This window comes from Paucibacter sp. DJ2R-2 (assembly GCF_025717675.1).
GTDB lineage: Bacteria > Pseudomonadota > Gammaproteobacteria > Burkholderiales > Burkholderiaceae_C > Paucibacter_A.
Genome location: NZ_JAJIRT010000002.1, coordinates 489,330 through 510,864, shown reverse-complemented (window position 1 = coordinate 510,864; position 21,535 = coordinate 489,330). Strand labels below are relative to the sequence as shown.

The window sequence follows — 21,535 nt, the reverse complement described above, 5'->3', positions numbered from 1 at the left end:
TCGCAGCCCCCGCGTTTCGGGTGTCTCAAGTTGTCATCTATCCGCACTAGCATCTATTGCGTCCGGCTTGAATTGGCCAAAGACTGCACTGGCAAACGTTTGTTTGCGGCATGGGCGCCGGGGATGCTGTGTCGTTCGCCACCCCGCTTTCCCCCTCCCTTGATCCCATTTTTCTTTTCATGTCGGAGTCCTCATGAAACTGAACACCCTCGTCGGCCTGCTGGCCACTGCGTTCGCCGCCCCGCTGGCCCTGGCGTCGAGCAATGGTCTGGTCATCAGCCAGGTCTACGGCGGTGGTGGTGCCACCACGGGCAGCCCCAGCTTCAAGCACGACTATGTCGAACTCTTCAATGCTGGCAGTCAGCCGGTCAACCTGGCCGGCTACTCGCTGCAGTACGCCAGCGCCACGGGCACCGGCAACTGGAGCGTTTCGGCCCTGAGCAATCTGAGCAACACCGTGCTGCAGCCGGGCCGCTACCTGCTGATCCGCCAGGGCACGGGCGGCAGCCTCGGCGCCGACATCAGCACGCAAGACGGCACCGGCACCCTGAACCTCAGCGCCAGCGCCGGCAAGATCGCCCTGGTGGCCAACAGCACCGCCCTGAGCGGCGCCAATCCGGCCGCCAGCAGCTACATCGACCTGGTCGGCTACGGCGGCGCCAATGGTTTCGAGACTGCGCCCACGCCAGCGCTCAGCAACACCAGCTCGGCCCTGCGCAAGAGCGCCGGCTGCAAGGACGACAACAACAACAGCCAGGACTTCGACATCGGCAGCCCGCTGCTGCGCAACTCGGCCACGCCGGCGAACGTCTGCGGCGGCGGCGTGCCGGGCGACCAGCCCATCGTGCCGGTCTGCCCCGACAGCTCGGCCACGGCCGGCCAGACCAGCCGCTTCAATGTGACGGCCAGCGACGCCGACAGCATCGTCAACGCCCGTTCCATCTCGGGCAACTGGCCTGCCGGCATCACCCTGGGCGCCTTCACCCCGGCGGAGGCCGATGGCGGCGTGGCCACGGCCGAGGTCGAGGTGGATGCCTCGGTCGGCGGCGGCAGCTACAGCCTCAATCTGCAGTGGGCCAACAACGAGGCGCAGACGGCTGTTTGCAGCTTCAAGGTCAATGTGGCCGGCCTGACGCCGATCTACAGCATCCAGGGCAGTGGCGCCAGCAGCCCGCTGCTGAACCAGACCGTCAGCACCGGCGGCGTGGTCACCTACCTGAGCCCCACCGGCTTCTACCTGCAAGACCCGCTGGGCGACGGCAACCCCGCCACCTCGGACGGTATCTTCGTCTTCACCAGCACCGCGCCCATCGTGGCCGTGGGCCAGAAGCTGCAGCTCAGCGGCGTGGTCACCGAGTTCACTGCCGGCCAGGGCACCATCACCCAGCTGAAAAACATCAGCGGCTTGACGGTGCTGAGCAGCGGCCACCAGATCGAGCCCACGGCCGTCAACCTGGCCACCTTGCCCAATGGCGCGCTCGAGGCCTATGAAGGCATGCTGGTCACGCTGAGCGGCCCTATCACCGTGCAGCAGAACTACTTCCTCGGCCGCTACGGCCAGCTGACCCTGGCCGCCGGCGGCCGCTTGCTCAACCCGACCAACATCCTGCGCCCCGGCCCGGATGCCCAGGCGCTCTACCAGGCCAACTTGGCCCGAGCCATCATCCTGGATGACAACACCCTGGTGCAAAACCCCAACCCCGTGCCCTTCATGGGCCAGGACAACACGGTGCGCGCCGGTGACACCATCGAGTCGCTGACCGGCGTGATCGACTTCGGCCCCGCCACCAGCAATGCCACCGGTGCCTCCATGTACCGCCTGCAGCCGGTGGGCACGCCGCAGTTCCAGCGCAGCAACCCGCGCCCGCAGACCGCGCCGGCCGTGGGCGGCAATGTGCGCATCGCCAGCGCCAATGTGCTGAACTTCTTCACCACCTTCACCAACGGCCAGACGGCCTCGGGCCAGACTGGCCAGGGTTGCAGCCTGGGCGGTGCCAGCTCGGCCGCCAATTGCCGTGGCGCCGACAACCTCAATGAGTTCACCCGCCAGAAGGCCAAGATCGTCGCTTCGCTGAGCACGCTCAATGCCGATGTCGTCGGCCTGATGGAGATCCAGAACAACGGCCAGGTGGCCGTGCAGAACCTGGTGGACGGCCTGAACGCCGTGCTCGGCGCCGGAACCTATGCCTCCGTGGCCCTGCCGGGCGACACCGGCGACGACGCCATCCGTGTGGCCATGATTTACAAGCCGGCCAAGCTGAGCCCGGTGGGCGCGCCGCTGTCCGACACCGACCCGGTCAACAACCGCCCGACCCTGGCGCAAGGCTTCCGCGCCGCCAATGGCGAGCATTTTGCGGTGCTGGTCAACCATCTGAAGTCCAAGAGCTGCAGCGGTGCCTCGGGCACCGACGCCGACCAAAACGATCTGCAAGGCTGCTACAACGCCACCCGCCAGCAGCAGGCGCAGCGCCTCAAGGTCTTTGTCAGCCAGGTCCAGGCGGCGGCCGGTACGCAGGACGTGATCCTGCTTGGTGACTTCAATGCCTATGCCAAGGAAGACCCGATCGAGATCCTGACCCAGGGCGGCGCCATCGTCGACCTGGTCGGTCGCATCGACCCCGAGGACTACTCCTACGTCTTCGACGGTTTTGCCGGCCGCTTGGATCATGGCTTCGGCAGCGCGTCCATCGTGCCCAAGGTCAGCGGCGCCACCTCCTGGCACATCAATGCCGACGAGCCCACCGTCATCGACTACAACACCGAGTTCAACCCGGCCGGCTATTACAGCGCCGAACCCTACCGCTCCAGCGACCACGACCCCATGGTCCTGGGCCTGAACCTGTACAAGGCCATCAAGGGCACGGCCGGCCGCGACAACTTGGTGGGCACGGCCGGTGACGACATCATCGAAGGCGGCCCCGGTGCCGACACCTTGACCGGCGGTGGCGGCCGCGACCAGTTCGTTTACACCAGCATGACCGATGCCGGCGATGTGATCACTGATTTCAACCCCGCCGATGACCTGCTCGATGTACGCGCCCTGCTGCAAAGCCTGGGTCTGAACCTGGCCGACCCTTTTGCCCAAGGCCACATCGTCTGCACCAATGTCAGCAGCAATGCCCTGGTCGGCATCGACGCCAAGGGCACTTCGGGCTTCCAGAAGAGCCGGCCGCTGGTGCAGCTCAAAGGCTTGCGCTGCGATCAGCTGAGCCCCGTCAATTACCGCTACTGATGCTGAGGCGCGAGGGCTTGGTCCTCGTGCCACCTGCCCACCATTTTCTGGAATCACCGACCATGAAGAAGTTCTCTCACACCCTGATCCGCGGCGCAGCCGCCATGGCCTTGCTCACTGGCGCCCTGACCGCTCAGGCCGCCACCTACAACTTCAGCGGCACCGTCATTTCCGGCCCGCAGCTCGGCCAGCTGCTCAGCGGTCAGTTCAGCTTTGACGATGCCGCAGCCGCCCTGGCGGGCCCGGATGGCAGCGTGGCCCTGACCGGCTTGAGCCTGAGCTTTCTGGGCCAGACCTTCCAGCTGGGCCAAGCCCTTGATCCCTACGCCCAGTTCGAGGGCGGCCAGCTGATCGGTCCCAACGCCGGCTTCAGCGGCTTCGCGATGCCCGGCGCCACGCTGCAACTGCAGTCCTTCTTCGGCAGCAGCAATTTCACCTACAACGCGGGCGGCCTGGACAGCCTGGGCGAGCTGAGCATCAGCGCCGTGCCCGAGCCTGCCAGCTGGGCCCTGGGCCTGGCCGGCCTGGCCGTGGTGCTCGGACTGAGCCGTCGCCGCCGCGCCCTGAGCGCCTGAACGCGCAGCGGACCTAGCGGCTCAGCGCCAGCCGCAAGCCGAAGCCCAGCAGCATCAGCCCCGCCAGCTTCTCCAGCCAGCGGGCGATGCTGGGGTTGGCGCGCATGCGCGCGGCCAGATGATGGGTCAGCAGGCTGGCCACCACGCCGTAGCTGAAGCCCAGCACCGCGATGGTGGCGGCCATGGCTGCGAAGGTGCGCAGGCCCGGCTTTTGCGCCGGGTCCACAAACAGCGGGAAGAAGGCCATGTAGAAGACGATGGCCTTGGGGTTGAGCAGGGTGATGAAAAACGCCTGCTGGAAATACTGGCGCGGCTGGATGTTCAGAATCGGTGCCGCGCCCGGCTTGGCGCGCAGCATCTTCAGGCCCAGCCAGGCCAGATAGCCGGCGCCCAGCCATTGCACAGCGGCAAACGCGGTCGGGTAGGCCGCCAGCAAGGCCGCCACACCGGCCACCGCCAGCCAGAGCAACACCTGGTCGCCGGCGACGATACCGGCGGAAGCGGCGATGCCGCCGCGCAGGCCGCCCTTGCTGGTCGAGGTGATCAGGGCCAGATTGCCGGGCCCGGGGATCAACAGAAACACCAGGATGGCGGCGACAAAAGCGCCGTAGTCTGCAATGCCGAACATGGGTGGGCTTTCTGGTGAATGGTGAATGGTGAATGATGAATGATGAATGATGAATGATGAATGATGAATGATGAATGATGAATGATGAATGATGAATGATGAATGATGAATGGTGCCATCGCTTCTGCCCCTCGACTCACCATTCACGACTCACCATTCACGACTCACGACTCACGACTCACGACTCACGATTCACGATTCATCCCTCGCCCTTCAATACGTCCTGCTCCCCTTGAACTGCGCGTGCTGGCGCCGCTGCAGCGTGGTGCTTCGGCTCATGGCCGCGAAACTGACGCTGGCGTGGGCGTGCATGATGGCCAGGCCCAGGGCGTCGGCAGCGTCCTTGCCGGGCTCGCCGGGCAGGTTAAGCAGGCGCTGCACCATGTGCTGCACCTGCTCTTTCTTGGCGTGGCCGTTGCCGACGATGGCCTTCTTCATTTGCAGGGCGGTGTACTCGGCCACCGGCAGGTCGCCGGCCACCAGGCCCGTGATCGCCGCGCCGCGCGCCTGGCCCAGCAGCAGGGTGGACTGCGGGTTGACGTTGACGAACACGATCTCCACCGCTGCGCATTGCGGCTGGTAGCGCGTGCAGACCTCGCGCACGCCGTCAAAAATGATTTTGAGCCGCGCCGGCAGGTCGCCGGTGGCCACCGCGTTGGTCTTGATGGTGCCACTGGCGATATAGCTCAGCCGCGGGCCATCGGCATCGATGATGCCAAACCCCGTGGTCTGCAAGCCAGGATCGATGCCGAGTATGCGCATGGTGAAAAGGGTCTCAGGAATGGTTCGCGTGGGGAGGGGTTCTGCGCAGGCTCACATTCGCACGGCGAATGTGAAGGCGCGCCAGCGCCGTGCCGAAGCTAAAGCCCGTGGTCTGCAAGCCAGGGTCGATGCCGAGAATTCTCATGCCGCAAGTGTCGCAGCTGTCGCGGCGTGCCCGGTGATGGGCTGTTTGGCTCAGACCTGACACCAAACCGTCACGGTTGGATATCTCATCTTTGCTGCATCTCTTCAATGCATATGAGGGTTTTGTCATAACGGCCTACTCCGAGGGAACTGGGCCCGGAAATCCCGGCTTATCGACTGGCCTCGCGATGCGCGCCTGAGAAGAATGCTGGCCATGCCCTGAGCCCGCTCCATGAAGCTGGGCCAGGAGTCTTGACAGAGCTTTCTTCAGGGAGAAGAAAAAATGAGCAGAGCAGTTGGCTTTGGCATGCGCACGCGCATGCGTGTCTTCGCGGCCGTGTTGACGGCCTTTACTTTGCTGGCCATGGCCCTGGGTCTGCAGCGCCTCGGTGCGCTGGAGCAAGGCATGCGCACGGTGTATGAAGACCGAGTGCTGCCTTTGAAGCAGCTCAAGCGTGTGGCCGATGCTTATGCGGTTCAGGTGGTGGACGGCGCCCACAAGGCGGCCCACAGCGGCCACGACATGAAGCAAGCCGCGCAGGACCTGCAGGCCGCCCGGGACACGGTCAACCGTGAGTGGGCGGCCTACCGCGCCACTCAGATGGACGCCAGCGAGCTGGCGCTGGCCCAGGAGGTCGAGTCCGCCATGCGCGCCGCCGAAGCGCCCTTGCTGGCGCTGCGCCAGCTGTTCGAGCGCCAGGCCCTGCCCGAACTGCAAACCTTTACGGCACAGCAGATGTATCCGGCCATTGACCCTATCTCCAGCCGGATCGAGGCCCTGGTCGAGCTGCAGCAGCAGGTGGCCGAGCAGGAGTACCTGGCGGCTCAGGCCAGCTACCGCCAGACCGTGCAGATGCAAATCGGCCTGATGCTGGCGGCCGTGCTGGTGGGCGCGCTGGTGGCGCAATCGGTGGTGCGCTGGTTGACTCGCACGCTCGGCGGAGAGCCGGAGCTGGCCGCACAGGTGGCAGGGCAGATCGCTTCGGGGGATCTGTCACAGCGAATCCAGCTTCAGGCAGCGGGCGGCGTGCCTGCTGCGCAGAGCAGTGTGATCGGCGCGATGGCGGCCATGCAGACTCGCTTGCGCGAGGTCATCGGCGAGATCGCCTGCGCCTCCAGTTCGGTGGCCTCGGCGGCCGCGCAGATCGCCATGGGCAATCAGGACCTGAGCGAGCGCACCGAGAGCCAGTCTGCCAATGTGCAGCAGACGGCGGCCACCATGGCCAAGATGACCGAGGCGGTGCAGGACTCGGTCAAGGTGGTCAACGAAGCCGGTGCCCTGGCCCGTGGTGTCTCAGACACGGCCGACCGCAGCGCGGCCGTGGTGGAGCAGGTGGTCAGCACCATGCAGGGCATTGCCCAGGCCAGCCAGCGCATTGGCGAGATCACCTCGGTCATCGACGGCATTGCCTTTCAGACCAATATCCTGGCCTTGAATGCGGCCGTCGAGGCGGCGCGCGCGGGCGAGCAGGGGCGCGGTTTTGCCGTCGTGGCCTCCGAGGTGCGCAGCCTGGCGCAGCGGGCCACGTTGGCGGCTCGCGAGATCAATGGTCTGATCGCCGCCAGTGGGGAGAAAGTGGCCGATGGCTATGGCCAGGTGCAGGCCGCCGGGGCCTCGATGGAAGGCTTGTCGCAGCAAATCGCGGGCGTCAGCCAGCTGATCCAGGGCATGGGCGACCGCTCCAGCCACCAGAGCCGCGGCATCGGCGAAATCAACCAGGCCATTGGCGAACTGGATGCGCACACTCAGAAGAACGCCGCCCTGGTCGAGGAGTCCTCAGCGGCGGCGCATGGCTTGCGTGAGCAGGCGCAGCGTCTGAATGAGACGGTGGCCTACTTCCGGCTGCAGGCATCCTGAGCCCAGGCTTGCTGAGGGGGGCAGAAGGTGGCTGAGGCCTGAGCCTTCAGAACTACGCGTGCTTGTGGTGCCGGCGGCAAGCCCCATCTCGGGCCTGTGGCCAGCGCCCGCGCTCAGAGCTTTTCGCCCATCTCGGCCAGCAAGCGCTGCAGCTCGCCGCTTTCATGCAAAAGGTTCAGCTGTGACTCCAGCTCGCGGGCAAACTGAGCCAGCTCGGGCCGCTTGGCGAGCGCCTGCCGTGAAAGCACCAGATAGGCCTGCTGCTCGGAAAGCGCCAGCGCTGGCCTCAGCTGCGCCGGCATGCGCGGGGCCCAGAGTTTGTCCGTCAGGGCTTGTTTGTGGGTGAGTTCTATGCTGATTCGCTCGTTGGCATAACAGTCGATCTGCCCTGTTGCCAGCGCAGCCAGGGCATCTCGGCCGTTGCGAAACTCGACCTTGTGAACCCAGCCGCGCTGGACGGCATCGACCACCGTGGGGCTGATCAGGTAGCCACGGTTCACGCCGATGCGCCGGCCGCCAAAATCTTGCGGCCAATGGCTGCCTGCGCCCAGGCCGCTGGTAGACGAGCAGCTCAGTACCACCTGTTCGCGGTAGGGCAGGCTGATGTAGTGTGCGATCCAGTCGCGCCCCATGCCGTGGTAGGGCGGCAGCAGCGCATCGGCTTCGCCCAGCTCAGCTTCGCGCAGCGCGCGCGCCCAAGGCATGGGCTTGAACTCCAGGCGCCAGCCGGGCAAGGCCTCGGCCGCGCGCCGCACCAGCTTCAGGTAGAGCCCGTCGGGCTTGCCGTCTTGGACATGGCTGAACGGTGGCGCGGCATCGTCGGTGGCGATTCGCACCGTGCGCGGTTCGGCCAGCGCAGGGCCGCCGCTGGCCCAAAGCAGAAAGAAAAACAGCCATGCGATGGATGTCGCAAGACCGCGCCGAAACAATTTGGGTTTCAATCGCGCCTCCCCTCGTCTAATTGCAAGGTGGCCGAAGTGTAGCGATTGGAGTCAGCAGCGTGTGTGGCGAGCACCCAGCGCTGCCCTACAGCGCCAGCTTGAAATACCAGCGCACCGAATGGAAAAACACCGGCGCGGCGAAGCACAGCACGGCGATGCGGTCGAGCAGGCCGACCGCGCCGGTGATGGAGCTTCGGTTGCCCCAGTAGCGCACGCCGGCGTCGCGCTTCAGTGCTTTCATGACCAAGGTGCCGAAGCTGCCGGCACCGGCGGCGATGAAGGCCATGACCAGGGCCTGGCCGACCTTGAAGGGCGTGATCCAGTAGAGCAGGGCGCCGACCAGGGCGGCGCTCAGGGTGCCGATCCACCAAGCGCGCATTGAGAAACTGCGGCTGATGCGCCGCGCCACCGGGCGGCGGCGCAGGCGCCGGCTGGCCACCAGCTGGGCCAGCTGGCCGCAACTGACCACCATCACCAGAAAGAACAGCAGGAAGGCGCCGCGGCCCCGGTAGCCGGGGAAGTCCAGCAGCAGCAGAGCCGGCGCATGGGACAGGCCGTAGACGCAGACCATGATGCCCCACTGGATCTTGGCATTACGTTCGAGGAAGCGGGCCGGGTCGTCGGCCAGTGCGCTGACCACCGGAATCGCCAGAAAGGCGTAGACGGGGATCAGCACCGAGAACAGATCGAAATGCCTCCCGCCGGTCAGCACGTACTGCACGGGCAGGATGACAAAGAAGGCCAGGATCAGGCTGCGGTGGTCGGCGCGGCGGGTGTGCATCAGGGTGATGAACTCGCGCAGGGCCAGGAAAGACAGCACGCCGAACAACAAGGTGGCGCCCAGCGGGCCTGAGATCCAGGCCGCCCAGAACAGGCAGGCGCCGCCCCAGAGGAAACCGAGTTCATGGCGCAGGCCGCGGCGGCGCGGTGCCAAGGTCAGAGGTGCATCGCCCCAGAGGGTGGAGTCGAGGTGGCTGTCCGCCTCGCCCGGCCGGTCATCGTCCTGGCTGAGGCCGCGGTGGCGGGCACGCAGCTGCAGCACAAAGCTGGCCAGGCTGAGCAGCATCAGGGCGCCGAACAAAATGATGAAGAGCAGAGCGACCTGGCCGCTGCTGTCCAGGGACTTGAGCCATTGAATCGGATTCATCATGATGCTGCCCCGCCCCCTTCGCCGCAGCCCGGGCGGCAGGCCAGCACGGCCGCGCGCGCACGCTCCAGGAAGGCGCGCTTGTCCTCGTCGGCCTTGAGCTGGATCGGCGCGCCAAAGGTGACCGTGCAGAGAATCGGTACCGGCACGATCTCGCCCTTGGGCATGACACGCTGGACGTTGTCGATCCAGGTCGGGATCAGGCGCACCTCGGGGAACTGTTCGGCCAGGTGGTAGAGCCCGGCCTTGAAGGCCTGCGGCTCGCCCTTGTTGGAGCGCGTACCCTCGGGAAAGATCACCAGGGAGTCACCGTTGCGCAAGGCCTCGATCAGGGGCTCCAACGGGTCTTCATCGGGCGAGCTGCGGGTGCGCGAGACGTAGATGGCGTTGAACACCGCGCGGGTCAGCCAGCCTTTGAGCGGGCTGCTGGTCCAGTAGTCGCGGGCGGCAATCGGGCGGGTTTGGGCGCGCAGCTCGCGCGGCAGCGCGGCCCAGATCAGCACCCAATCGAAATGGCTTTGGTGGTTGGCGAAATAGATGCGCTGCTCCGCCATGGGCGGGCAACCTTTCCAGTGACCTTGGGCGCCGGTGATCAAGCGCGCCAGCGAAGACAGGGCCAGACCGGCCGCGGAAGCAAGAGACATGGCGAGATGGTAGCCGTTGGCCGGCCTCGCTCGGAAGACGTCTCAGTGGCCGCGCAGCATCCAGTAGATCAGCAGCCCTGCAGTCAGCCCGCCTTGCGACCAGAGTGTCAGGCGCAGCAGGCGCTGTGCGCCTGCGGGCAAACGCGTCTTCAGAGAGGCCTGCAAGGATAGACCCAGCACCAGGCAAACAGCCACCAACACAGCCCAGGCCATCCAGACGATGCCGATGCCCATGCAGCCAAAGCCTTCACAGCGCAATCGCCAGGTCAACAGTGCACCGCCAAACATCAGCAGGCTCAGCATCACGAACAGTGCCAGCAGCAGGCCCTGCAGGAGGCTCAGACGGTTTGCCTGATTCATGGCACTTCAGCGCTTCACCGCGCCAAAGGGGTCGCCCGCGCGCCAGGCCGGCAGGGCCTCCGCGTCGGCGACCGCGCGGCCCAGATGCAAGGTGTACTGCGCCTGTTCGCGCATGCCGGCGAGGTCCCAGCTCGGGTCGTACTGGTCGCTGGGCTGGTGGTAGCGCTTGCCGTAGGCGCGGCGCTTCTCGGCCACGGCCGGCGATTCATCGAGGTACTGGCCGCCGCTGCTGACCGAAAACGCCGGCACGCCGGCCTTGGCGAAGCTGAAATGGTCGCTGCGGAAGTAATAGCCGCCGACATCGACGCGCGGCGGCGCGATGCTCAAGCCCATTTGCCGGGCCACCTGGGCCGCCAGCGCGCCGAGATCGCTGCGCTCGGCGCCATGAGCACCGATGTCGCGCGTGCGGCCCACGAAGTTGAGGGTGTCGAGGTTGAGGCCGGCCGCCGTGCGGGCCAGGGGCCAGAGCGGCTGCTGGGTGTACCAAGCGCTGCCCAGCAGGCCCTGCTCTTCGGCGGCCACCCAGAGGAACATCTGGCTGCGCCGCGCCGGTTGGCGCACGGCAGCCTGCGCCATCGCCAGCAGGGCGGCCGTGCCCGAGGCGTTGTCCACCGCGCCGTTGAAGATCTGCGTTTCGCCGCGCTCGTTCGTGATCGTGCCCAGATGGTCCCAGTGGGCGGTGTAGATGACGAGTTCGTCCTTGAGCTTGGGGTCGCTGCCCGGCACCAGGCCGGCCACATTGAACTGCTCCAGGCGCCGCACGGCGGCATGCAGCTCGCCGCGCAGGCGCAGGCCCAGGGGCACGGGCTGGAACTCGCGGGTCTCGGCCTGGGCGCGCAGCGCGTCCAGGTCCAGTCCGGCAGCCTGGAACAGCTGCTGGGCGGCTGGCTCGCTGATCCAGCCTTGCAGTGGCAGGCCCGGGTTGGCGCCGTCGAGCTGGAACTGCTCGCTGAAAGCGCCCTGGCTGACCACGCTCCAGCTGCTCAGGGTCGAGGCCTCGGTGTGCAGCACCAGCACGCCCTTGGCGCCGCGGCGCAGGGCTTCCTCGTACTTGTAGCCGCGGCGGCCGTAAATCGTCATCGCCTTGCCGGCAAAGCGGCCGGGTTCGGCCTCGGTGGGATAAGGGTCGTTGGCCAGCACGATCAGCACCTTGCCGCGCAAGTCCTGGCCCTTGAAATCGTCCCAGCGTTCTTCAGGCGCGCTGATGCCGTAGCCGGCAAACACCAGCTCATCGGCCAAAGCATTGAGCGCCTGGCCATTGCCGCTGCCGTAGACCCAGTCGGCGCCGAACTTCAGCACCGGCGCTGCCGTCTTGCCGCCTTCGATTTGCAGCTGGCTTTGCGCCTGAAGCGTGCGGGCGCCCAGCAAGCGCACGGCCTGGCGGTAGCCGCCGCCGGGCACGGCCGGCTGCAGGCCCAGCACTTTGGCTTGCGTCTCCAGATAAGCCACAGTGAGCTCGCCGCCGCGCTGGCCGGTGCCGCGGCCTTCGAACAGGTTGGAGGACAGCAGGGCCAGGTGGGCGCGCAGCGGAGCTTCGTCCACCTCGGGCCCTTGGGCGTGCGGCTTCAGCGTTGCGGCCTGGGCTTGAACTTGGGTGGGCAGCAAACCCCCGCCCAAGCAGGAAGCCAGGGTGAGAGCCAGGGGCAGCGATCGAAGAAATGAACCCATGATCCGTGCAAGCTTGCAGCTAGGGAGAACAAGCCGGCATTAGAGCCTGTAGGTCTCAGCCGCCTCTTGCGGGTTATCCCCTGGCGGCGTCCAGGGCGTCAGCGGCCGGCGTTCGGACGGGGAGCTTGGCTTTCATGCCCGCCGGTAGCGGGGCGAGGCAGGCTCCGACAATCCGGAGCTGGACGACCGTCAGCCCTGGCCCAGTTCAGCGCGCCTCCGCCAAGCCTTCCGCCAGCGCCTCAAACACCGCCCGAATCCGCCGCGAGGTGCGCAGCTCGCGGTGCGTCACCAGCCAGATCGGGAAGCGCACCGGCGGCACCTCATCCAACACACGAACCAGCCCAGGCGTACGCCGGGCGATCTCGTCCATCATGGCGCCGATGCCCATGCCCTGCTGTACCAGGGCCAGCTGAGGGATGGAGTGATCGCAGTAACAGCTGAAGCTGGCCTCGGTGAGCGGCAGCCCGTGCTGGCGCAGATAGCCCAGGAACAGGCCTGTGCGATCGGAGCCCACAAAGGGCAGGCGGGCGGCGTCTTCGGCGCTGCGCGGATGTCCGTTCGCCTGGACCCAATCTTCGGAGGCATAGAAACCGGCCGTCGCCTCGCGGATCAGGCGAGCGATCAGGTCGGGCTGATCGGGCTTGACGTGGCGAATCGCGATATCGGCCTCGCGGCGCAAGAGATCGCTCAGCGCATTCGACGAGATCACCTCGATGGCAATGCCCGGCACTTGCTTGCGCAGTTGCCGCACCAGCGGTGGCAGCAGGTGCGCGGCCACCGCGTCGCTGGCCGAGACAGACACCACGCCCTCAACGGCCTGAGAGCGGCCGGTGGCCGCCAAGCCCATGGCGTCGGCCGCTGCGCCCATGGCGCGGGCGTGCTCGAGCAGCTCCATGCCGGTGGTGGAGAGCACCATGGCCTTGCCCACCCGTTCAAACAAGGTCACGCCCATGCGCTGCTCGATGGCCGCCACCTGGCGACTCAGCGTCGGCTGGGTCAGGCCCAGCTTGCGCGCCGCTGCCGAGAGCGAGCCGGTTTCAGCCGTCTCCAAGAACGCCCTGAGCTGGTTCCAATCCAGTTTTTCCATACGCCAATGTATATGCCCTGTGCAGATTTCGGCGTTTCCAGCGAACTCATGCATAGATAGTATGCAGCTGTCATCTCCATCCCGGACTCCGTCCGCAGCCCCTATGTCGTCTCCCACCCTTGCCCCGTGCGCCGAAGCTGGCCCAACAGCGCCCGCCACCCCGGCCGCTATTGCCCGCAAAGCGCGCTTTTGGGATCGCATCGCCCGCAAGTACGCGGCCGACCCGATTGCCGATATGGCGGGCTACGAAGCCACGCTGGCCCGTGTTCAGGGCCTGCTCTCGGTAGACCAAGAGGTGCTGGAACTCGGCTGCGGCACCGGCAGCACGGCGCTGCGTTTGGCGTCCGGCACACGCCACTTGCTGGCGACCGATGTGTCGAGCCACATGATTGAAATCGCGCGTGAGAAGCTGGCCCGCCAGCCCTTGCCACAGCTGAGCTTCGCGCTGGCCGATGCCGACGCACCTGAATTTGCGCCGGGCGCTTATGACGTGGTGCTGGCATTCAATCTGCTGCACCTGGTGGACGATCTCGATCAGGCCCTCAGCGTCGCCGTGCAAGCCCTGCGGCCGGGCGGCCTTTTGATCACCAAGACGCCCTGCATCGGCGAGATGAACCCGCTCATCCCCACCCTCGCGCTGCCGCTGATGCGCGCCATTGGCAAAGCCCCTCATGTGCTGTGTTTCAAGCAGCCGCAGCTGTTGGCGGCATTGGCGCGCCAGGGCTTGGAGGTCTTGAGTGTTGAGCGGCACGGCACGCGGGGCAAAGACATCCGCGCCTTCGTCGTGGCCCGCAAGTCGAGTTGACGTCGCTGGCGCAAGTCGCGCCGCAACCGCCTCAGGCTTGCTGATCGGATCAGGGGCTTGTCGAGCTGGTCCCAGCCATAGGCGGCGGCCGCGCGGCTGCGAATCTCACGAATCGCCGCTCCGCCGTCGTCGCCCCTTGGTCATGATCACCACGCCCGAGGCGCTGGGCAGCGAGAAGATGTGTTGAGGCTGCCCTCAGCCCGGCGTTGAACTGGGGCGAGCCTGAAGAACTCAGGCTGGAAAAAGCTGTTGCCGCAAGCCCTCGCAAGCGTCTTCAATGATGTCGAGCACCTGTTCAAAACCTTCAGGGCCGCCGTAATACGGATCGGGCACGGCCTGGGCTGATTGGCGCTGACGGTAGTCGGTCAGCAGGCGCAGCTTGCTTTGCGGTTGGTCGGCTGGGCAGCGCTGGCGCAGCAGGGCGAGGTTGTCGGCGTCCATGGCCAGCAACAGGTCGAAGTGCGCGAAGTCGTCGGCTTTCACCCGGCGGGCGCGCAGGGCCGACATGTCGATGCCGCGTTGCCGCGCATGGGCTTGCGAGCGCGGGTCGGGCGGCTCGCCCACGTGATAGCCGTGCGTACCGGCGGAGTCCACCTCGCAGCGATGCGTCAGGCCATGGGCGCGTAGCTGCTCACGGAACACGGCTTCTGCACTGGGGCTGCGGCAGATATTGCCCATGCAGACAAACAAGACGCGGATCGAGTCATGAGGCATGGCAAGGCACTGCAGTTGGGCTGGGGGCTGACGGAACAGCCGGCATTGTGCCCAACTGTTTTCCTTAGCTTTGAGTCATCAGCCGCACCTCGCGCCCGTTCAGCCGCCTGGCCAGGCCCGCCGTCATGCGCGCCGCCTGGCTGTAGACCGTCATCTGCGGGTTGGCGCCGATGCTGGTGGGGAAGGTCGAGCCGTCGTGCACCGAGACATTGCGCAGCTGCCAGTGCTGGCCGTCGGGTCGAACCACGCCGCGGGCGGCATCGGCCGCCATGCCGCAACCGCCCATCACATGGGCACTGGCAAAGCCGGTGATGTAGGGTTTGTAGGGCAGGTCCTGGATGGCCGCCTTGGCCTCGGCCCAGCTGCGGTAGTCCTGCGCCAGCTCATGAACCGGGTGCACGCTTTTTGCACCGGCGGCGAACTGCACCTCGGCCATGGTCAGGTGGGCGCGGCGGGCACCTTCCAGCAGATAGCTGTTGACCGGGTAGTCCAGGGCCGGGCTGCCATCGCGACGCAGCTTGACGCTGCCGCCGATGGAGTCGGGGTGGAAACCATCGCGCAGCAGGCCGATCAACACAGCCGTTTGCGGCAGGGCGCGGGCGCGCTCGGCCAGCGCGCTGCCGATGCCGCCCAGATTGGTCAGCACCAGGCCCGGGTGTACCGGCGCGGTTTCGAGCTTGTAGCCGATCACGCCGTCCATGGGCTGGGTGCTGAGGAAATGGTCGGAGTAGAGCGCCAAGGGCGCGCCGGCCCAGCCGTTCACCGCCTCGGGCATGACGCTGCAGCTGGCGACCGTGGGGTGCAAAAAGGTGCGGCGGCCGAGCAGATTGAAGGGGTCGGGGGCGTCCGAGCGCAGCAGCAGGGCGGGCGAGTTGATGGCCCCGCCGGCCACGACGAAATGCTTGGCGCGCACGCGCAGCGGCGCGCCGGCCGGGCTGCCGTCGGTCTGGATGGGCTGGCAGATCAGGGCCTCGGCCTCGCGCTCGTCGCTGTTGCCCAGCTTGGTTTGCAGCTCAAAGCGCTCGGCCCGGGTCTGCACCAGCAAGGTGGCGCCCAGGTCCAGGGCGGCCGGGATGGTGGTGACCAGCATGGACTGCTTGGCGTTGGTCGGGCAGCCCAGGCCGCAGGAGCCGAGGTTCCAGCAGCCTTTGACATTGCGATTGATGGTGGGCGCAGGAATACCGATCTTTTCCAGGCCGCGGCGCAGCACCTGGTTGTTGGCGTTCGGTTCCGCCAGCCAGGGCGAGATGTTCAGGCGCTTCTCCACCTGCTCGAACCAGGGCGTCATGGCGTCGAAACTCAGCGTGCTCAGGCCGAAGCGCTCGCCCCAGAAGGCCAGGGTTTCGGCCGGGGTGCGGAAGGAGCCGGCCCAGTTGACCGTGGTGCTGCCGCCCACGCAGCGGCCTTGCAGCACGGGGATGGCTTGGTCAGCCGTCTTGCGGCCGCCGCCTTCCTGGTAGAGCTGGGTGTAGGCGTCGGATTCGCGCTGGCGGAAGTCGCGGCTGGACTTGAGCGGGCCTTCTTCGATGATCAAGACCTTGAGGCCGGCGCGCGCCAGCATCTCGGCCGTGATGCCGGCGCCGGCACCGCTGCCGACGATGGCGACATCGCAGTCCAGGCTGGCGGGCAAGGCGCCGTGCGGGCCTCCCAGCACCGTCCAGCCGCGTGCCAGGCCGTCGGCGATCGGATCGGGAATGCCTGCAATCGCGCCGGTGTTGCTGTTGCTGCTCATGTTCAACTCGTTCTCGGACCGGGGTAGCCGACCAGGGCCCAGCTGGCCGGGTCATTGAAGAAAACCAGGCAGTTCAGGTCGCGCAGGGCATGGAAAACCTGCTGGCGCAAGGCCAGGCCGGAGCGGCCCATGGATTGCAGCCGGGCCTGGACCTCGGCGGTCGAGGCCTCGGCCCAGGGGCTGCGCAAACCCATCAGGCCGATGCGGCCGGGCGCTGTGCCCAGCAGGGTCAGCAGCTGGCCCAGCTCCGCACGCAGAGCCGGCGGGAAGCCGGCGATCTGGCGGTCGACTTGTTCCAGATGGCTGCTCAGGCGCGCTTCGCGGGCCGGGCCCTCGGGGGGCAAGAGGTCGCCGCAGACGGCCAGGGTGATGGCCCGCATCAGCTGGCGCGCCGGCGCGCTCAAGCGGCCCTCGACCAGGCCGGGCTTGCTCAGCAAGGCCGTGCCGGCGCCGGCCACGGCCAGCAGCACGGTGGCGCCCAGGCCTAACTTCAAAAAGCGGCGGCGTTGCGGCAGAGCGGGGGAGGAAGCCGTTGAACTCATGCAATTCTCTTCAGCAGGCCCAGCAGGCGATCAAAGGTTTTGCCGTAAGGCGGGAAGAACAGGCGGGTGCCGGCCCAGCGCGACTGGTGGAAGACCGGCTTCTCTTTGCTGAAGCTGCGGAAGCCGAACTCGCCGTGGTAAGCCCCCATGCCGCTGGCGCCGACGCCGCCGAAGGGCTGCTCCTCCTGGCCGAGATGCCAGATGCAGTCGTTGACCGTCACGCCGCCGGCCTGCGTCTGGCTCAGCACATGCTCGCGCATGGCCGCATCGCGGCCGAACCAGTACAGGGCCAGGGGCTTGTCGTGGCGGTTGATATAGGCCAGGGCGTGGTCCACCTCGACGTAGGGCACGATGGGCAGCAGGGGGCCGAAGATCTCCTCCTGCATCACCGTCATCTGTTCGTTCACGCCGAGCAGCAGATGGGGCACGAGGGCGCGGCCGCCGGGCTTTTCCTCATGGCTGGGGATCAGCTTGGCGCCCTTGGCGCGCGCATCGTCGAGCAGGCCGCGCAGACGGGCCAGGTGGCGCGGCGTGGCGATGTGGGTGTAGTCCGGGTTGCCGCCCAGCTTGGGGTAGAGCCGGCGCATTGCCAGCTTGATCTCATGGACCAGGGGCTCGACCAGGTCCTTGGGCACCAGCAGGTAGTCAGGCGCCACGCAGGTCTGGCCGGCATTGAAGAGCTTGCCGTGGGCGATGCGGCTGGCGGTGAGCTTGAGGTCACAGCTGCGGTCCACCAGGGCCGGCGATTTGCCGCCCAGCTCCAGCGTCACCGGGGTCAGGTTTTGCGCGGCCGCCTGGGCGACGATGCGGCCGACCGGCGTGGAGCCCGTGAAGCACAGGTGATCGAAGGGCAGGGCGGTGAAGGCGCGGGCCAGCTCGGCGTCGCCGTTGAGCACGGTCATTTCCTCGGGCGCGAAGAACTCGGCCACCATGGCGGCCATCAGCTCACCGGTGCGGGGCGTCAGCTCCGAGGGCTTGATCATCACCCGGTTGCCCGCGGCCAGGGCCCCCACGGCCGGGCCCAGGGCCAGGTAGAAGGGGTAGTTCCAGGGCGCGACCACGCCGACCACACCCAGGGGCTGGCGCATCAGCCGATTGCTGGCCGGCAGGAAATGCAGGGCGGTGGGCTGGCGGCGCGGGCGCATCCAGTCGCGCAGATGTTTTTGCGCATGGCGGGCGCCTGATTCGACCGTGAAGATGTCGGCCAGCAGGGTTTCCTGGCGGGCGCGGTGGCCGAAATCGGCCGAGATCGCCTTCACCAGAGCTTCGCTGTGTTTGGCCGTCATGCGGCGCACGCGCTCCAGCCGGTCCAGGCGGACCTCGCGGCTGGGCGCCATCTCCGCCCTGAATGCGGCGCGCTGCTGTTCCAGTACGAGATGCAGACGCTCTTGCAGCGTTTGATCCATTGAATGGTCTCCTGGCGGTCTTTTCATGTTTGCCGCCAAGGCTAACCGCAAGCGCAAGCCCTGCCTAGCGAGTCAGCCCTTGGCTAGAGGATGGCGTCTAGTTGCACAAAAGACGGGCGGCTGCACAAGCAGAACGGCCGGCCCGGCCTCATGAAGGACAGGGCCGGCCGCATGCAAGCTGACCGGTTGCAGGGTGATGGACGATCAGTGGCGGAAGTGACGCACGCCGGTGAAGACCATGGCCAGGCCGCGCTCGTTGGCAGCGGCGATCACTTCGTCGTCGCGCATCGAGCCACCCGGCTGGATGACGCAGGTGGCGCCGGCATCGGCCAGCACGTCCACGCCGTCGCGGAAGGGGAAGAAGGCGTCGCTGGCGACGACCGATCCCTTCAGTTCCAGGCCGGCGTTGGCGGCCTTGATGGCAGCGATCTTGGTCGAGTCGACACGGCTCATCTGGCCGGCGCCCACGCCCAGGGTCATGCCGCCGCCGCAGAAGACGATGGCATTGCTCTTCACATACTGGGCCACGGTCCAGGCGAACATCAGGTCATCCAGCTGCTGGGCGCTGGGCTGCAGGGTGGTGACGATCTTCAGGTCTTCCTTCTTCAGGAAGTGGTTGTCGGCGCTTTGCAGCAGGATGCCGGATCCAATGCGCTTGCTGTCGCCCAGATTGCGGCCTTGCAGCCAAGGGGTGGCACCGCCTGGGGGCAGGTCGATCTGCAGCAGGCGCACATTGACCTTGGCCTTGAAGATTTCCAGCGCTTCGGCGCTGAAGCTCGGGGCCATCAGCACTTCGACGAATTGCTTGGATACGTGCGCAGCAGCCGCGCCGTCCACTTCGCGGTTGAAGGCGATGATGCCGCCGAAAGCGCTGGTCGGGTCGGTCTTCAAGGCCTTGGCATAGGCCTCGGCCGCGTTGGCAGCCACGGCCACGCCGCAGGGGTTGGCGTGCTTGACGATCACGCAAGCGGGCACATCGAAGCTCTTCACGCATTCCCAGGCGGCGTCGGAGTCGGCGATGTTGTTGTAGCTGAGTTCCTTGCCTTGCAGCTGCTTGGCGGTGACCAGGGAACCGGGGGCGGGGTAGAGGTCGCGGTAGAGCGCGGCGGTCTGGTGGCTGTTCTCGCCGTAGCGCAGGTCTTGCACCTTGACGAAGCTGCTGTTCATCTGGCCGGGGTAGGCGGCCTGGTTGCCGTCTTCGCTGCAAGCGCTCAGGTAATTGCTGATCGCAGCGTCATATTGAGCGATGCGGTTGAAGGCGGCCACGGACGCGGCAAAGCGGGTCTTGTCGCTGGTCTTGCCTTCAGCCTTCAGCTCGGCCAAGACCTGGGCGTACTGGCCGGCGTCGGTCAGCACGGTGACGTCCTTCCAGTTCTTGGCGGCGCTGCGCACCATGGCTGGGCCGCCGATGTCGATGTTCTCGATCGCGTCTTCCAGCGTGCAACCGGGCTTGGCCACGGTGGCTTCAAAGGGGTAGAGGTTGACGGCCAGGATGTCGATCATGGTGATGCCGTGCTGAGCCGCAGCAGCCATGTGCTCCGGGAAGTCGCGACGCGCCAGCAGGCCGCCGTGCACCTTGGGGTGCAGGGTCTTGACGCGGCCGTCCAGCATCTCGGGGAAGCCGGTGTGGTCGGCCACCTCGGTCACCGGCAGGCCAGCATCGGCCAGCAGCTTGGCCGTGCCGCCGGTGGACAGCAGGCGCACGTTCAGGGCGTGCAGCGCCTTGGCGAATTCGAGGATGCCGGTCTTGTCGGACACGGAAATCAAGGCGGTCAAAGTGGGCGAAGGCGTCATGGCAGGTGCTCGTCGGGGAGTGTGGATTCTTGGGGTGCGGCTGGCGAGGCGATGACCGCGCTCACAGCATCTGGTGTTCGGTCAGCTTGCGGCGCAAGGTGTTGCGGTTGATGCCCAGCCATTCGGCGGCCTTGCTCTGGTTGCCCAGGGCTTTTTGCATCACCACCTCCAGCAGCGGCTTTTCCACCAGCTTGATCAGCATCTCATGCATGGAATGCGGCTCCTCGCCTTCCAGGTCGCTGAAATAGGCCTGCAGGTTCTCGCGAACGCATTGGTCGATCGGGGTGGGCGTGGTGCTCATGCGGAAGCTTTCGGTGCGTGTTCTTTTTGTGCGTCGTCGTCTTTGTCGTCGCCGTCGTCCCCGAGGGGCGGCGTCGACATGGGCAGGCGTTCATGCTGGTCGGCGAGCTCGGCAAACCACTGGCGCAGGGCGTGGACCTGGGCCTCGCAGCTCTCCAGCAGGTTCATGCGCTGGCGGAACTCTTCGCCGCCGGGCAGGCCGCGCACGGCCCAGCCGATGTGCTTGCGCGCGCTGCGCATGCCGGCCAGGGCGCCGTAGAGGCTGTAGTGGTCGTGCAGGTGTTCGATCAGCCAGTCGCTGGCGTCCTGCACGCGCGGTGGCGGCAGCTCCTCGCCAGTGCGCAGGAAGTGATCGATCTCGGCAAAGATCCAGGGCCGGCCTTGGGCGGCGCGGCCGATCATCAGGGCATCGGCGCCGGTGCGCTCCAGCACGGCCTTGGCTTTCTGAGGCGAATCGATGTCGCCATTGGCCACCACCGGGATCTGCAGCGCGGCCTTGACCGCCGCCACCGTGTCGTACTCGGCCAGGCCTTTGTAGCCCTGCTCGCGCGTGCGGCCGTGCACGGTGACCATGGCAATGCCGGCGTCCTGCGCGGCCAGGGCCAGGCGCTGGGCGTTCTTTTCGGTTTCGCACCAGCCGGTGCGCATCTTCAGCGTCACCGGCACACCGTAGGGGGCGGCGGCCTCGACCACGGCGGCCATGATCTCGGTGGCCAGGGGTTCGTCCTGCATCAGGGCCGAGCCGGCCCATTTGGTGCAGACCTTCTTGGCCGGGCAGCCCATATTGATGTCGATGATTTGGGCACCGCGCTCGATGTTGTAGCGGGCGGCTTCGGCCATCATGGGCGCGTCGGTGCCGGCGATCTGCACGGCGATGGGGCCGGCTTCACCGTCGTGGTTGGCGCGGCGCGAGGTCTTGAGGCTGTTCCACAAGTCCTTGCGCGAGGTCACCATCTCGCTGACCGCATAACCCGCGCCCAGGCGCCGGCAGAGCTGGCGGAACGGCCGGTCGGTGACACCGGCCATGGGCGCCACGAACAGTCGGTTGGGCAGGGAATGGGCGCCGAGGCGTAGCGTCGGCAGGGCGGCAGGCATGGAGGCGGGCGGGGTAGCGGAACAACAGCGGGGTGAGCGTTTTTTGGGCGAATCCATCTGCCCAAAAATGAGGCAGGATTATAACCGTCGCACGCTTTTGC

The 21,535-nt window shown here is 66.7% G+C and carries 19 protein-coding genes; 4 read left to right on the top strand and 15 right to left on the bottom strand.

Annotated elements, in window-relative coordinates; genetic code table 11:
- Positions 1–193 precede the first annotated feature (193 nt).
- A complete protein-coding gene (locus LNV28_RS09320) occupies positions 194–3,232 on the top strand; it encodes an ExeM/NucH family extracellular endonuclease (RefSeq protein ID WP_318013839.1) in 3,039 nt (1,012 codons plus the stop codon).
- A 62-nt stretch (positions 3,233–3,294) separates the two neighbouring features.
- The gene (locus tag LNV28_RS09310; RefSeq protein WP_263518773.1) at positions 3,295–3,807 is read left to right on the top strand and encodes a PEP-CTERM sorting domain-containing protein; all 513 of its coding nucleotides are present in this window, start codon (positions 3,295–3,297) and stop codon (positions 3,805–3,807) included.
- A gap of 13 nt (positions 3,808–3,820) precedes the next feature.
- Here the strand turns inward: LNV28_RS09310 and LNV28_RS09305 are convergent, their stop codons facing one another.
- Together LNV28_RS09305 and ruvC are read right to left on the bottom strand one after the other, a co-directional pair.
- Positions 3,821–4,435, bottom strand: a complete 615-nt coding sequence (locus tag LNV28_RS09305) for a LysE family translocator (protein ID WP_263518772.1) — start codon at positions 4,433–4,435, stop codon at positions 3,821–3,823.
- A gap of 213 nt (positions 4,436–4,648) precedes the next feature.
- Positions 4,649–5,197, bottom strand: a complete 549-nt coding sequence (gene ruvC, locus LNV28_RS09300; protein WP_263518770.1) for a crossover junction endodeoxyribonuclease RuvC — start codon at positions 5,195–5,197, stop codon at positions 4,649–4,651.
- Between the two features lie 427 nt (positions 5,198–5,624).
- On the opposite strand from ruvC, the gene LNV28_RS09295 reads away from it, so the two are divergent.
- Positions 5,625–7,199, top strand: a complete 1,575-nt coding sequence (locus LNV28_RS09295; RefSeq protein WP_263518767.1) for a methyl-accepting chemotaxis protein — start codon at positions 5,625–5,627, stop codon at positions 7,197–7,199.
- A 113-nt stretch (positions 7,200–7,312) separates the two neighbouring features.
- Here LNV28_RS09295 and LNV28_RS09290 read toward each other — a convergent pair whose 3' ends face one another.
- The 6 genes from LNV28_RS09290 to LNV28_RS09265 all read right to left on the bottom strand — a co-directional run bounded on the left by LNV28_RS09290 (position 7,313) and on the right by LNV28_RS09265 (position 13,046).
- Positions 7,313–8,140 (bottom strand): substrate-binding periplasmic protein, encoded by an 828-nt coding sequence (locus LNV28_RS09290; protein ID WP_263518764.1) that lies wholly within the window; start codon positions 8,138–8,140, stop codon positions 7,313–7,315.
- Between the two features lie 85 nt (positions 8,141–8,225).
- The gene (locus tag LNV28_RS09285; protein ID WP_263518805.1) at positions 8,226–9,287 is read right to left on the bottom strand and encodes a phosphatidate cytidylyltransferase; all 1,062 of its coding nucleotides are present in this window, start codon (positions 9,285–9,287) and stop codon (positions 8,226–8,228) included.
- Entirely contained in the window at positions 9,287–9,931 is a 645-nt protein-coding gene (locus tag LNV28_RS09280; protein ID WP_263518762.1) for a lysophospholipid acyltransferase family protein, read from the bottom strand. The genes LNV28_RS09285 and LNV28_RS09280 overlap by 1 nt, the downstream gene beginning before the upstream one ends.
- 42 nt (positions 9,932–9,973) lie before the next feature.
- Positions 9,974–10,291, bottom strand: a complete 318-nt coding sequence (locus LNV28_RS09275) for a hypothetical protein (RefSeq protein ID WP_263518761.1) — start codon at positions 10,289–10,291, stop codon at positions 9,974–9,976.
- Positions 10,292–10,297: 6 nt separating this feature from the next.
- Positions 10,298–11,959, bottom strand: coding sequence for a M28 family peptidase (locus LNV28_RS09270; RefSeq protein WP_263518759.1), 1,662 nt, complete (start codon positions 11,957–11,959; stop codon positions 10,298–10,300).
- A gap of 205 nt (positions 11,960–12,164) precedes the next feature.
- Complete coding sequence (locus LNV28_RS09265; RefSeq protein WP_263518758.1) at positions 12,165–13,046, bottom strand: LysR family transcriptional regulator; 882 nt, start codon at positions 13,044–13,046, stop codon at positions 12,165–12,167.
- Between the two features lie 103 nt (positions 13,047–13,149).
- Here LNV28_RS09265 and LNV28_RS09260 point away from each other — a divergent pair, with 103 nt between their 5' ends.
- Positions 13,150–13,851 carry a class I SAM-dependent methyltransferase gene (locus tag LNV28_RS09260; protein WP_263518756.1) on the top strand — a complete coding sequence of 234 codons (702 nt, stop codon included), beginning with the start codon at positions 13,150–13,152 and terminating at the stop codon, positions 13,849–13,851.
- Between the two features lie 231 nt (positions 13,852–14,082).
- Here the strand turns inward: LNV28_RS09260 and LNV28_RS09255 are convergent, their stop codons facing one another.
- The 7 genes from LNV28_RS09255 to dusB form a co-directional block, all read right to left on the bottom strand.
- Entirely contained in the window at positions 14,083–14,565 is a 483-nt protein-coding gene (locus LNV28_RS09255) for a low molecular weight protein-tyrosine-phosphatase (RefSeq protein ID WP_263518754.1), read from the bottom strand.
- 64 nt (positions 14,566–14,629) lie between these two features.
- Positions 14,630–16,297, bottom strand: a complete 1,668-nt coding sequence (locus tag LNV28_RS09250; RefSeq protein ID WP_263518752.1) for a GMC family oxidoreductase — start codon at positions 16,295–16,297, stop codon at positions 14,630–14,632.
- A gap of 2 nt (positions 16,298–16,299) precedes the next feature.
- The gene (locus LNV28_RS09245) at positions 16,300–16,839 is read right to left on the bottom strand and encodes a hypothetical protein (protein WP_263518750.1); all 540 of its coding nucleotides are present in this window, start codon (positions 16,837–16,839) and stop codon (positions 16,300–16,302) included.
- Positions 16,836–18,245, bottom strand: coding sequence for a coniferyl aldehyde dehydrogenase (locus LNV28_RS09240; RefSeq protein ID WP_263518748.1), 1,410 nt, complete (start codon positions 18,243–18,245; stop codon positions 16,836–16,838). Before LNV28_RS09240 ends, LNV28_RS09245 begins: the two co-directional genes overlap by 4 nt.
- A 204-nt stretch (positions 18,246–18,449) precedes the next feature.
- Entirely contained in the window at positions 18,450–20,039 is a 1,590-nt protein-coding gene (gene purH, locus LNV28_RS09235) for a bifunctional phosphoribosylaminoimidazolecarboxamide formyltransferase/IMP cyclohydrolase (RefSeq protein ID WP_263518746.1), read from the bottom strand.
- A gap of 61 nt (positions 20,040–20,100) precedes the next feature.
- Positions 20,101–20,340, bottom strand: a complete 240-nt coding sequence (locus LNV28_RS09230) for a helix-turn-helix domain-containing protein (protein ID WP_263518744.1) — start codon at positions 20,338–20,340, stop codon at positions 20,101–20,103.
- The gene (gene dusB, locus LNV28_RS09225; RefSeq protein WP_263518742.1) at positions 20,337–21,434 is read right to left on the bottom strand and encodes a tRNA dihydrouridine synthase DusB; all 1,098 of its coding nucleotides are present in this window, start codon (positions 21,432–21,434) and stop codon (positions 20,337–20,339) included. Before dusB ends, LNV28_RS09230 begins: the two co-directional genes overlap by 4 nt.
- Positions 21,435–21,535 lie beyond the last annotated feature (101 nt).

Bases quoted from the DNA above. Each gene is read 5' to 3' on its own strand.
- LNV28_RS09320 (WP_318013839.1), top strand. From the start codon at position 194: ATGAAACTGAACACCCTCGTCGGCCTGCTGGCCACTGCGTTCGCCGCC.
- LNV28_RS09310 (WP_263518773.1), top strand. From the start codon at position 3,295: ATGAAGAAGTTCTCTCACACCCTGATCCGCGGCGCAGCCGCCATGGCC.
- LNV28_RS09305 (WP_263518772.1), bottom strand. From the start codon at position 4,435: ATGTTCGGCATTGCAGACTACGGCGCTTTTGTCGCCGCCATCCTGGTG.
- ruvC (WP_263518770.1), bottom strand. From the start codon at position 5,197: ATGCGCATACTCGGCATCGATCCTGGCTTGCAGACCACGGGGTTTGGC.
- LNV28_RS09295 (WP_263518767.1), top strand. From the start codon at position 5,625: ATGAGCAGAGCAGTTGGCTTTGGCATGCGCACGCGCATGCGTGTCTTC.
- LNV28_RS09285 (WP_263518805.1), bottom strand. From the start codon at position 9,287: ATGAATCCGATTCAATGGCTCAAGTCCCTGGACAGCAGCGGCCAGGTC.
- LNV28_RS09280 (WP_263518762.1), bottom strand. From the start codon at position 9,931: ATGTCTCTTGCTTCCGCGGCCGGTCTGGCCCTGTCTTCGCTGGCGCGC.
- LNV28_RS09275 (WP_263518761.1), bottom strand. From the start codon at position 10,291: ATGAATCAGGCAAACCGTCTGAGCCTCCTGCAGGGCCTGCTGCTGGCA.
- LNV28_RS09270 (WP_263518759.1), bottom strand. From the start codon at position 11,959: ATGGGTTCATTTCTTCGATCGCTGCCCCTGGCTCTCACCCTGGCTTCC.
- LNV28_RS09265 (WP_263518758.1), bottom strand. From the start codon at position 13,046: ATGGAAAAACTGGATTGGAACCAGCTCAGGGCGTTCTTGGAGACGGCT.
- LNV28_RS09260 (WP_263518756.1), top strand. From the start codon at position 13,150: ATGTCGTCTCCCACCCTTGCCCCGTGCGCCGAAGCTGGCCCAACAGCG.
- LNV28_RS09255 (WP_263518754.1), bottom strand. From the start codon at position 14,565: ATGCCTCATGACTCGATCCGCGTCTTGTTTGTCTGCATGGGCAATATC.
- LNV28_RS09250 (WP_263518752.1), bottom strand. From the start codon at position 16,297: ATGAGCAGCAACAGCAACACCGGCGCGATTGCAGGCATTCCCGATCCG.
- LNV28_RS09245 (WP_263518750.1), bottom strand. From the start codon at position 16,839: ATGAGTTCAACGGCTTCCTCCCCCGCTCTGCCGCAACGCCGCCGCTTT.
- LNV28_RS09240 (WP_263518748.1), bottom strand. From the start codon at position 18,245: ATGGATCAAACGCTGCAAGAGCGTCTGCATCTCGTACTGGAACAGCAG.
- purH (WP_263518746.1), bottom strand. From the start codon at position 20,039: ATGACGCCTTCGCCCACTTTGACCGCCTTGATTTCCGTGTCCGACAAG.
- LNV28_RS09230 (WP_263518744.1), bottom strand. From the start codon at position 20,340: ATGAGCACCACGCCCACCCCGATCGACCAATGCGTTCGCGAGAACCTG.
- dusB (WP_263518742.1), bottom strand. From the start codon at position 21,434: ATGCCTGCCGCCCTGCCGACGCTACGCCTCGGCGCCCATTCCCTGCCC.